This window comes from Cedecea neteri, assembly GCF_000757825.1.
In the GTDB taxonomy this organism is placed as follows: Bacteria; Pseudomonadota; Gammaproteobacteria; order Enterobacterales; family Enterobacteriaceae; genus Cedecea; species Cedecea selenatireducens.
The window spans coordinates 557713-570596 of record NZ_CP009451.1 but is presented as its reverse complement, the minus strand read 5'-3'; the positions used below and the strand labels follow the sequence as shown (position 1 = coordinate 570596).

General features: G+C 47.5%; 2 protein-coding genes. Both read right to left on the bottom strand.

Features of this window, described 5'->3' with window-relative positions; genetic code table 11:
- Window positions 1–221: 221 nt before the first annotated feature.
- Window positions 222–6611 carry a hypothetical protein gene (locus JT31_RS02480; protein ID WP_038472995.1) on the bottom strand — a complete coding sequence of 2130 codons (6390 nt, stop codon included), beginning with the start codon at window positions 6609–6611 and terminating at the stop codon, window positions 222–224.
- 399 nt (window positions 6612–7010) lie between these two features.
- Window positions 7011–12521, bottom strand: a complete 5511-nt coding sequence (locus JT31_RS22740; RefSeq protein WP_144244018.1) for a beta strand repeat-containing protein — start codon at window positions 12519–12521, stop codon at window positions 7011–7013.
- Window positions 12522–12884: the final 363 nt, after the last annotated feature.

The window sequence follows — 12884 nt, the reverse complement described above, 5'->3', positions numbered from 1 at the left end:
GAGGTTATTTTTCAATCACTAGGCCTGGCATTTTTTTATGTGTAAATTTATATATTCTAATGGCGGTTCTTGTTTTTTATATGATGCGGGGCGAAGTGAAATAGAGGGCTACTGGTTTACTGTTATTGGAAACGAGATGAAGATAGTAAAATCTTTCAATTGTCATTTCCTTATTTTAAAGGCCTGACACGGAAATAAAAAACCGTATCAGGCCTTTACGGTTAGATTACAGAGGTTATTGAGTTTTTAATATCGGTGTCTACTATCAGCTGTGCTGAATTGTTAGCTGTGTTATAAACATGATAAGTTTGTCCTCCGGCAGTGACATCATTGCTATAAACCCAGGTACCGCTGGTGATGGTTAATGTACCTGCATTTACGCTAGCTGAAGTGATCACCATTTGATGTTGGCCATTGGCAGTATTTAAACCTGCAAAAATTTTATCATCAAAGATGTTACTGTCCGACTGCAATACATCCGACAGGGATAGTGTCAGCGCACTTTTATCATCTCCCAAATCAACGCGAGCAACTTTTCCATGTGAGGAGAGTTGGGTAAAATCTATTTGCCTTCCATTGGTAACCTGCACACCTGGTAAGGCACTATTATTACCGATAGCCGAGCCGTTAAGAGAAGTCTGTACAACAATATTCAACTGTTCGTTTGTAACTATATTAATTGTATAGACACTGGAGGAACTGAGAATAGTATCATCTGCAGCTACAATTTTAGCTGTTATATTGTGGTTTCCTACAGTTAAGCCAGGTGCAGAATAAGTCCATGTATTGGTGATAGGATCAACGGTGGCATAACCAGCCAGCTTTGTTGTATCAACATATATCGCCACATGCTCACCAGCGAGAAGAGGCGATGTAAGCGTGCCCCTTAAATCAGGGCTTGTATCATCACTACTTGATCCACTCGCAAATAAGCCCGTGTGGAATCCAGAGTCATCGTTTAAAGAAGTGATACTGGTTACCGCATAGTTATAGGTGAACCTTGGTGAGAAATTCCCTAGATCCCCGGTGCCGCTGTTCTCAACTCGGGCTGTGATGTTACTTTCACCTGCTGCAAGGCTCGGAGTATAGCTCCACGTTAGTCCTGAAGCATCGACGATTGCGGAACCTAATTTTGTACCATTACGGTATATGACCACGCTTTCTCCTGGCCGAAGCGCGTTGCTGATGGTACCTCTCAGTGTGGGGGTATTGTCATCTGTAGAAACAGGCGTAGTCACTGTCCCCTGATTGACCCCCTGATTATCGGTATAACCGGTAATGTCAGTCGTTGTTAATAATGCTCCTGTACTTGGTACAATGATATTAACATAACCGCTAACGGAAATATTGGATAAGGTGCCGTCCTGATTTTCTACTTTAAGCTCTATACTGTGCTGACCCAATGCGAGTGGCGTTAAAAATGCGTATGTGGCAACGGTTCTGGCAGCATTTAATGTTGCCATGCCGACTTTCACACCATCAAGATATACTGATATCTGCTCTACGCTTAACACTGCAGAAGTAAAATAAAGTTTGATCTCAGGTTCATTATCATCTGTATTTAGTCTTGCTGTAGAGGAAGTGTTTCTAAATAGTGTTTCCCCGGTAACGCTGCCTACATCATCTCCGTAAGTGCCTCCGAATGCATTAGTGGTGATTATTTCATTCACTACTTTAGCCGCTGATGATACTGATACTCTACCGGTCGCCTGGTTATAAACTTCGGCGGTGACATTTTTCAGGCCTGCTGAGTAATAAGTATATGACCACGCTAATCCAGTACTGTCTACAGTTGCATAACCATTCAATAAAGTACCACTGGCATAAATACGTATCACATCACCAGGTTTTAGCTGTGTTGATAGTGTGCCGTTAAGTACAACTGCTGTGCTGTTAGAGGGAATAGCAATTGAGTGCCCGTCGGGTACAATGACACCTCCGTTTGTCACTGTTGTAATAGCGACAACTTGAGTTGGTACATAACCTGGATCTACAACATTAATCTGATAATCAGATGGTGAGCTAATAACCGTTCCAGCACTGTTCTCTACAACAGCACTTAGATTGTATAAGCCGCTAGTTAACGTTGGTGTAAACGACCAGGTTCGTGTTACAGCATCGACTACAGCATAACCAATTCGACCGAGAGTTTTGTCGTAAATTGCTAATTGTTCACCGCTGGCTAATGGTTGACTTAAAACACCACTTAATAAAGGAGTGGTGTCGTCGGTAACGTCACCATTATTGATCTTTCCAGTTAAATTCCCAAAATTATCGCTTGCATTCATTGATGATGTTAGGTAGTTATAATTGAAATCTGTAGATATACCATTTATTGTATATCCATATGTGGTATGTTCTACGCGGAAACTAAATCTATTAAGAGATTTAGTTAGCGTGTCGCTCTGATAACTCCAGGTCAATGTTGAATTATCAACTGTAGCAACTCCGACTCTAACTCCATTATTGTAAACAGAAAGCTGTTCACCTAACCTCAATGCCCCTGAAAGGGTTCCAGTAAACGAAGGTGTGTTATCATAGCCCAGTTCCCCGCTACTAAGAATAATGTTTCTACCTTCACTATCCCTTGCTCCTAAAATTTGGATTCGCTGGTCTGGAGAAATCGTTACATTGATGTTGTCACTGGATAAGATTACTGTTGAGCTGTTTTCAACTTTTGCCTGGAATGAATATGTACCTGAGTTAAGCTCATTGAGAACAAAGCTCCATCGACCGGTTGCTGCATCAATGGATGCCTCCCCTAATCTGGTTGTTCCTTGATATATATATAAATGCTGTTCTGCTGTGAGTGCTGTTGCAATATTCCCGGATAAAATCGGAGTGTGGTCATCTGACACCACAGCTGGTGCATTAATGGTGAAGTTTCTAAGAACACCAGGGTGAAAATAAGAATAGACATCGTTAATGTTCTGTTGAGCTAATTGCTCATTGGTGTAACTATTCATTGACGTTTTAGATGTCGAAACAACAATATTGGAGCCATAAACCCCATAATCGTCAAAAGATGCGAATCCTTGTCTGACTTGCACCGAGTTGATGTTATAAATTCCACCTAGATCAATTTCAAACCACGCCTGTCTATCCGTATTTCCTGTTGAGGCAAATCCTCCCCAACCAACATTGTTATCCGTTAATTTACCTGCTTTTCCTGCTGCCACATTTACCAGAACCCCATTAACTATGGAATAAACGTAAACTTCTCCAATTATCAATGTGGTGTACGAGCTTAGACCTGAAATGCGAATGAAGCGGGTTTCATTTATCAGAGGTAGATTGCCCATGTTAAATGCAGGTCCTGATGACGTGGCAGTATCATCGTAAAATGTATCTAAGGTTAATCCAGAAACAATAAACATTCGCTCACCGGATGTTGCACCATTTTGCCCGCTGGTGTTTTCAACCCTGGCAGTCAAATTATGAGTGCCGCCGCTGAGTGGACCTACTGCCAGTGACCAGGTGAGTGCGCTCGGGTTACTGCTGTCTACTGTTGCAGTACCTAGTCTGGTTGTACCATCGTATACCACTATGCTATCCCCCGAGCCCAGAGTGGCAGAAAGTGTTCCGCCGATAAGGGGGGTGATATCATCGGTAACACCATTATTCGCTATGTTTCCCTGAGATCCTCCAGCATTATCGTTAACGGTAGTTATCTCAACCGTCTGGTAAGGCACGAATGTTAGCGTGAAATCGTCGCTGGCAATTAGAATGGTACCGTCTGCTTTTTCAATTTTTGCCGAGAACGTATGCTCACCTGAACTCAGGCCTGTTGTTGGCGTATATTCCCACCCTGTTCCTGATGCGTTAACGGTGGCGTATCCCAAACGTGTAGTGCCATCATAAATGCCCACTTTTTCACCGCTTAGAAGTTGCGCTGTTAATGTACCACTCAACGTTGGCGTTGCGTCATCGGTACTACTTCTGCTGGTGAGCACTCCAGTGGATGCACCAACATTATCTGAAGCGCTAAGGGTGGATAAACTCGTAATATTGGTATTGAACGATGCTGAATCAGCGCCATTTAATCCGGTATCTTTTTCTACCCTGGCGGTGAAACTATGGGTGCCGGTACTCAGAGATGAGGCTGTATATGACCATGATGTTCCCTGGGAAATTGTTGCTGTTCCCAGTCTTGTATTGCCGTCATATATGGCCAGCGTTTCGCCACTTCTTAGCGTTGCGCTGATTGTCCCTGAAATAACCAGACTGGAATCATCGGTCGAACTGTTATTACTTACGTTTCCGGTCGTTACCCCAACATTATCTGCAACTCCGGTGATATTCGCGGTCGTTGTGGGCGCCGCTGTCTCAATAGTAACTGCATAAGCTGTTCCGGCCGCGGACTGATTACCGGCGGCATCGGCCACGCGAGCGGTGTAGGAGGGCGTTGAGCCATTGGCCAGCGTTCTGGTGTCGGCATAGCTCCAGGTATTGTTGACGCTGTTAACGGTAGCGGTTCCCAGGAGCGTGGTACCGTCATAGATCTTCACGGTCTCGCCGGTTACCAGGGCTGAATTGAGTGTGCCGGAGACGACCGGGCTGGTGTCATCGGTGCTGCCACCGCGGGCTACGTTGCCGGTCACAGTACCCACATCATCCGCAACGCCCGTGACGGAGGCGGTTGTTATCGGCGCCGTTGTGTCTATGGTTAGCGTATAAGCTGTTCCGGCCGCGGACTGATTACCGGCGGCATCGGCCACGCGAGCGGTGTAGGAGGGCGTTGAGCCATTGGCCAGCGTTCTGGTGTCGGCATAGCTCCAGGTATTGTTGACGCTGTCAACGTTAGCGGTTCCCAGGAGCGTGGTACCGTCATAGACCTTCACGGTCTCGCCGGTTACCAGGGCTGAACTGAGTGTGCCGGAGACAACCGGGCTGGTGTCATCGGTGCTGCCACCGCGGGCTACGTTGCCGGTCACAATACCCACATCATCCGCAACGCCCGTGACGGCGGCAGTTGTTGTCGGCGCCGTTGTGTCGATGGTTACCGTATAAGCTGTTCCGGCCGCGGACTGATTACCGGCGGCATCGGCCACGCGAGCGGTGTAGGAGGGCGTTGAGCCATTGGCCAGCGTTCTGGTGTCGGCATAGCTCCAGGTATTGTTGACGCTGTCAACGGTAGCGGTTCCCAGGAGCGTGGTACCGTCATAGACCTTCACGGTTTCGCCGGTTACCAGGGCTGAACTGAGTGTGCCGGAGACGACCGGGCTGGTGTCATCGGTGCTGCCATCCCGGGCCACGTTGCCGGTCACAATACCCACATCATCCGCAACGCCCGTGACCGATGCCGTAGTTGATGGGGGAGTGATGTCCACAATAACATTATACCCAGGCTGGGCATTCGACTCGCTACCGAGGGCATTAGTGACTTTAGCTGTATAGAATGGTTTAGCACCATCGTCGAGCGTTCGGGGATCCGTGAAGTTCCAGGTAAGATTGAGATTATCAATAACGGCAGTGCCCAGAAACAACGTACCGTCGTAAATGCGTACGGTATCGCCAGCCTCGAGCGCCTTGTCCAGCGTTCCTTGCAGTTCTAGAGTGGTATCATTCGTTACTGCACCACGTGCGACTTGTCCTGAGTCATCTTGCACACGGCTAATGCTAGCTGTCGCCGCCGGCAAAAGATCAACAATATTTACTTTGTAGGCAACCCCAGCAGCCGACTCTATGCCCGTGGAATTGATGACCTGTGCGGTATAGGAAGGTTTATCACCATTTACCAGCGTTCGGGTATCATTATAGCTCCAGGTATTGCTGGTATTATCAACGGTAGCTGTTCCCAGGAAGACGCCGCCGTCATAAATACGGACCGTCTCGCCATCAGCAAGTGAACCACTCAAATTCCCTGAAATCTGCAGGTGTGTATCGTCGGTGTTGCCCCCGTTGACGACCTCACCGGTTATTGCGCCAACATCGTCAATAACAGAGGTGATGGCTGCCGTAGCTGTTGGTGGCAGGGTAGAGATATGAATAACATAAGGTGTACTGGGCGGTGACTGTCTTCCTTCACTGTCGGAAACCAACACAGTATAAGACGGATTATCACCATTTTTTAGCGATCGGGTATCCGTATAATGCCAGGTATTGGTGGCGCTATCATAAATCGCATTGCCCAACAAATTACCGTTATCGAATATTTTTATGCTCTGACTGGCGGTAAGGGGGGCGCTGATTGAGCCCGATAGCACCGGATTTGTCGCGTCGGATGTACCACCTCTTGCAATATTCCCGATAATAGTGCCGATATTATCATTGATTCCAGTAATATCAGGGACTGGAAGTTCAGTTACCTCCGGAGATATGGGGTTGGTAGGGGCGCTGGGTTTGGAGTCATGATCTGAATGATGATTATTAAATAAAATAGCCATAGCGCCGCCTACAGCGCTGGCACCCAGGGCCCACCACCATGCGACTTTTTTATCGTCGTCATCATCGTTTTTATCAACCGTTTTTTTAGCGTCCTTCGTCACTTCGGCTTTTGCCTGAGCAATAGTATTCCTGGCGCTGTTTAACTCTGTTATAACCGGCTGGTTATTATCTTTTATATTGAGCGCTGGTGAAGGGGTGTTACTTAATGGTGTTTTCGGCTTCATATTTAATTGATTTCCACTGAAATGAGAATGAGCAAGCGAAGGGTAATGCACTCCCTTTTTAATTTTCTTTTTTTATTTTAACCAGAATCACTGTATGTACAATAGATTAGAGTATTGATGCGTTATTTTTATATTTTAATTTTTATCCGCCGCTATGTGTTTGTCAGTTTGTTAAAAATCAATAAAAACAATGAATTATGTTTTTAACTTGATTTGGATTGGTTTTTTGTGTTTATTTTATTGTGTAACTTTACATATGTGTATTTTTGCTTGTGTAGTTGGAGTGTGATGAAGGGTGAAGTATCGCTTGATAATACTTTAGCACGTGTAAGGAGAGGCCGATTTTATCAGGTTTTTATAATCGGCCACTTCATTAAACTAAATCGATCGGTCTGCGTTTTAAATGATGATTACATGGCTGTTTATCAGGGTCGTAACATCTGTAGTATTCAGTACTGTACCTTGCAAAATAATATTTTGCATTGTAGTGCCTGTACCTTTTCCATCGATATCAATCGTAATGTTGGTATTACCACCCCCGGTGGTTATGGTTACCCAATCGGCTATGTTAGATCCGCTACTTCCTTTTAAGCCAACCAGTAAGTCGCCGATATCTAGTTTGTCGCCGCTTGTGCCATTCCACGCCTCAAAATCCTTGATGATATCGGTGGCGTTGCCAGTGGCATCTCCCGCACGCCAGACAAATAAATCGTTATCCGTGGCTGTGCCTCCGATACCTCCGCCCCGACCCCACATAGTGTCATTGCCGCGGCCACCAATAATAGTGTCATTACCATAACCGCCCATTATCCAGTCATTGCCGTCCCCTGCGTCGATATAATCATTGCCACCACCCATTACTTGCTCAAACATCCGGTTTTCTGTGTTACTGCCGCCGGGTCCATCTCTTAGAGCATTCAGGGTAGTGTTGTACGCATCTGCAGTAGTTCCGGTATTGTCTGTGGCGCCAGCAATATTTTTTCCATCAGATTCAATGATAGCCGCGCCTTTATTCGTCATATTATCTGAATCTGCGTCAACGGCTGCACCGCCACCGCCGGAGGTTCTGTTGCTACCATCAGGTCCATATCCGGCTGAACTGCTAACGGCTGCACCCAGAGTGCTGCCTGAAGAAATGCTGGTTGTATTTGTGCCACCATTGCCTCCATTACCGGCGCCGACTCCACCCACGGCACCTGTTGACCCTCCAACATAAAAACCACCGCCGCCGCCACCACCGCCACCATATCCACCTGCTGAGCCGTTCATGGTGTTATTGACGTTAGAACCAGAGAATCCATCACCAAAAATAATATCGTTCCCAGCCCCGCCAAAGATTCGGTCATCGCCACCGCCGCCTGCGCCAGGTGCACCGGTGCGTGTTCCTGACGCTCCACCGCCACCCCCACCGCCAGAACCATCGCCGAAAATAAGATCGTTCTCTGTGGTACCAATTAAAGTATCGGCGAGGCCAATGCCGGCGCTACCGGCTTCACCGGTTCCCGATGAGACACTTATTGCACCTTTTCCTCCTTTTCCTGATTCATCTCCCCAAATAACAGCCTGTGAATTTCCTATATTAAATTGGAGATTGCCATGAATATCATATTGACGGCCCCATGCATCAGGTTCAGAAATGGTATAAGAAACTTCAGCTGCAGTACCATTTTCAATAAGCGATGAGGGGGTTTGGTTATAGGTAATGCGCACTTTACCGGACACGATATCTTGCATAGTGATTCGGGTTGTGACGTTACCGTTCAGATAAACAGTGGCATTAGTGAGGATGTCAAAGGTGATGAATATCTTATCGGGGCGAGCATCCGGCTGTAAGCCAAAATGAGCCAATGTCAGTATTTCTCCATTGGATGAGCCATTGACTAAAAATCCATCTGATGGTTGATCGGAACTGCTAGTAGAGCGATTGAGTTGAAGGGCTGTTTGTGTCTGCAGGCTGGCAAGAGGGCCAGAAGCATCCACAAGCTGGCTGCCAAGTGATATCACAGCGCGGTTACCCGCGAGGTCGACCTGCTGAATTTTTAAATTGGTATAGTTGCCAGCAGGAATATTTACCCATTGATCCAATGTTGCCGTGGCGGCGTTGGTGGTAAATGTCGCTAGTTGCTCGCCAGTATCAACGACACCATTATTGTTTGTGTCGTTAAAAAAGATAATGGTGGATGATACTTCACCAGTACCTGTTAGTTGGGGTGCTGTACTGATAATACCATCGTCGTTAGCGCCGCTATTTAATTTTGCCGTAATGACCGAGCTGGTATCAAGAATTATTGGGCTATGTGCCGCAGATGCGGAGGAGCTATTTCCGGCGGTATTATTCGCGATTGCCTTAATATTATTGTAAGTCCCGCTGGCCATAACCGTGGTTGTAATACTGGTTGTACCATTAGCACCGAGGGTTCCGCTCCCCAGTAATTCCCCTGCATCTACCACACCATTGTTATTAACATCATTGAATACGCGAACGGCAGAACCATCGGTTCCTGTGAGATTAAAGGTCATTGTTGTAACGTTAGTCACATTATCCGTATCGGATGTACCGCTATCGGAGGACGCACTGAGATCAAGCGTAGGCGTTGAGGGCGTGATAGGTGTAGTTCCTGTATATACCGTCACGGTATAAGCGGTTCCGGCGGCGGATTGTGTACCTAATGAGTCAGTTACGCGGGCGGTATAGGAGGGTTTATCTCCGCTCGAGAGCGTTCTGGTATCGGTGTAGCTCCAGGTTCCACCGGCTGTATTGATGGTGGCGGTGCCGAGGAAAACCAAACCGTCATAGATACGCACACTTTCACCTGTAGCAAGTGTTGCACTCAATGTGCCCGAAATTACCAGACTTGTGTCGTCAGTTGTGCCTCCATTGGGGACGTTGCCGGTAACGGGCCCCACGCTATCCGTTACTCCGGTCACCGCTGCGACAGTTGTCGGACCTGTGGTTACCACATTCACATGGTAGGCAGAACCCGCTGTTGAAAGATTACCTGCTGCGTCTGCCACCTGTGCGGTATAAAAAGGGGTTGCACCATTTGCCAGAGTGCGTGTTTCCGTATAGCTCCAACTGTTTGTAGCATTATTAACGGAAGCAATTCCGAGGAAAGTAACGCCGTCATAGATACGCACGACTTCACCGTTAGCCAGAGATGTGCTGAGAGTACCGGAAATGACCAACTGGGTGTCGTCAGTTGTCCCTCCGTTAGCAACATTCCCCGTAACTATACCAACATTGTCGGCTACTCCGGTAACACTAGCCGTGGTTGTCGGGGCAGTGGTATCAATAGTCACACTATAAGCCGTGCCTGACGCTGACATATTGCCGGCTGTATCTGCAACCCGTGCGGTATAAGAAGTGATTGCACCGTTGAGTAGGGTACGAGTGTCGGTATAACTCCAGTTGTTGGCGCTGGGGTTAATTGTAGCCACGCCAAGAAATACCGTGCCGTCATAGATTCGGACCGTTTCGCCAGTTGCTGGGGTTGCGTTAAACGTCCCGGTGATGACCAGTCTGGTGTCATCAGTCGTTGTGCCATTTTCAACGTTGCCGGTGATAATTCCCGTATCATCGGCAACGCCAGTGACGCTAGCTGTCGTCTCCGGCACGGAGGTCACAATGGTCACGTTCCATGCTGTTCCAGCCGTAGAGAGATTACCAGCAGCATCAGAAACTTGTGCCGTAAAAGAAGGTGTTGCACCATCATCCAGGATTCTGGTGTCGGTGTAATGCCAGGTTTTATTTACGTTATCAACGGTAGCGGTACCCAGGAAGGTAGAGCCATCATAAACACGCACGCTTTCTCCGGTCTCCAGTGCCTTGTGCAGCGTGCCGCTTATTTCGAGGCTCTGGTCATCAGTTGTGCCGCCAGCAGCGACCTCGCCTGTGACAATACCTACATTGTCAGTTACCGCAGTGACTTCGGCTATATTGGTTTCAATCGTGACGCTGTAAGCATCACCTGCATCTGACTGAGCGCCAATACTGTTTGCAACCCGTGCGGTATAGGAGGGAGACGTGCCATTCGTCAGAGTTCGTGTATCGGTGTAACTCCATGTGCTAGTGCTGACATTAATCGTGGCATTGCCGAGGTATGTCGTACCGTCATATATACGCACAGTTTCCTGTAAGGCGGGGACTTTGCTAAGCGTGCCTGAAATAACCAGATTGGTGTCATCGGTAGTACCGCCGTTTGCCACGTTGCCGGTGACAGCACCCACGTTATCCGTTACTCCGGTAACAGTAGCTGTCGTGGCAGGGACAGTCGTATCTATGGTGACGCTATAGGGCGTACCTGCGTCAGACATATTTCCCGCTGCATCAGCAACTCTTGCTGTATAAGAAGGCGCTGCGCCGTTTTTCAGGCTTCGCGTGTCTGCATAACGCCAGGTATTGTGGCTTAAATCAACGGTAGCAATGCCCAGGAAGGTGGCGCCATCATAAATGCGAATGGTCTCTCCGTTTGCTGCTGCGGCGCTAAGCGTACCTGAAATAACCAAACTGGTGTCGTCAGTTGTTCCCCCGCTAGCAACATTACCCGTGATGACCCCAGCGTCGTCAGCTACGCCGGTGACTATTGCTGAGGTAGTTGGGACAGAAGTATCAATGGTTACGCTATAGGGCACACCTGCAGCGGACTGATTTCCTGCGGCATCGGTGACTCGCGCGGTATAGGAGGGGATGGCACCGTTAACCAAGGTACGGGAGTCAGTATATGTCCAGGTTTGATTTACCCTGTCAACGCTGGCCATACCAAGAAACGTCGTGCCGTCATATACGCGGATGGTATCACCCGCCACAAGGGGGCCGTTAAGCGTCCCGGAGATAAATAAATGCGAGTCATCGGTTGTATTGCCGCTCGTAACATTGCCGGTAATAATCCCAACGTCATCTTCAACTCCGGTCACGGTTGCCGTTGTCGTAGGCGGGGATGTATCTATAGACACACTCCATGACGCACCGGATGAATTAAAATTCCCATCAGAATCGGCAACCTGGGCGTTGTAAGATGGTTTGTCGCCGTCGCTCAGTGTACGGGCATCGGTATAACGCCAGGTCTGCCCGATGTTGTCCACGATAGCCGTTCCCAGGAAGGTTTTGCCGTCATAGATGCGAACAGTTTCACCGTCTTTCAGTGGGGCGCTTAGCGAGCCAGAGAGCTGTAAACTTGTCTCATTCGTTGCTCCGCCATTCTCCATGACGGTGCCAGTATGAGTCACCACACTGTTAATGTTGGCGGTCGTGGTGGGGAGAATGACAATATGAATCTCATAAGACTCACTCACCTGCGACGCTCTGCCATCACTATCGATAACCTGAGCGGTATAGGACGGATTAACACCATTCTTCAACGATCTGGTATCAGCATAACGCCAGGTCAGGGTGGCAGCATCGAAAGTGGCATTGCCGAGGAAATTACCGTTGTCGAATATGTTTATGGTTTGTCTGGCGGTGAGGGGGGCTGTGGTTTTGCCTGTTAATATAGGATTTGCATCATCTGAAATCCCACCTCTTGTAATATTCCCGATAATGGGGCCAACATTATCATTGATCGCGGTTATTTCTGCGCTGGGTATCGCCATCACACCTTCAGGCGGCGTTGGCCTGGCTGGCAAGTCAGGGCGTGGTTCATCTCCTGAACTATGACCACCCAATATCGCTGCCGTAACGCCACCCAGCGCGCCAATACCCAGAGCCCACCATCCAAGTTTTTTATAGCCCTCGTGATCATCTTTATTCTCAACGTTTTTTTTTGCTTCACGGGTTATCAGATGAGAGCCAGGGGTAACGGTGGTTTGTCCTGCCCCCGGACCTGATATGATCTGTTCCTGGCTATTCTTAGTGGGTTTTTCAATTGATTCTTTATGGCGGGCTGAATATGTTTTCTTCATAGAAAAATACACTTCTATATGATTAGAGAGAAGTTGGTAAATGTTTGGAGTTGTAGATGTTGCATAAATCCAAAGTATTATTTATTCATTCTAACTCAAAACAAATGTTAAACAATTAATGAATCAGTGATCATTCTGGCGATCGGCCTTTTTGTCTTAAGTTATGTGTACTAATGCAGTGTTTATTTAAATTAAAAAACCTTTCTTAACATGGTGTTATGCTCTTCCTGAGGTGTGTTTTTTTTGCGTGGGCGTAATTGGGTTTTGTGTAATATTACTCATCCATCCCGAGCTGACTAGGAATTTTCTTGCTTGCAAAGTTATAATCGTGATTGCGGGTGTTGTTAAGTATCACATATATCAGTGTCTGATGAG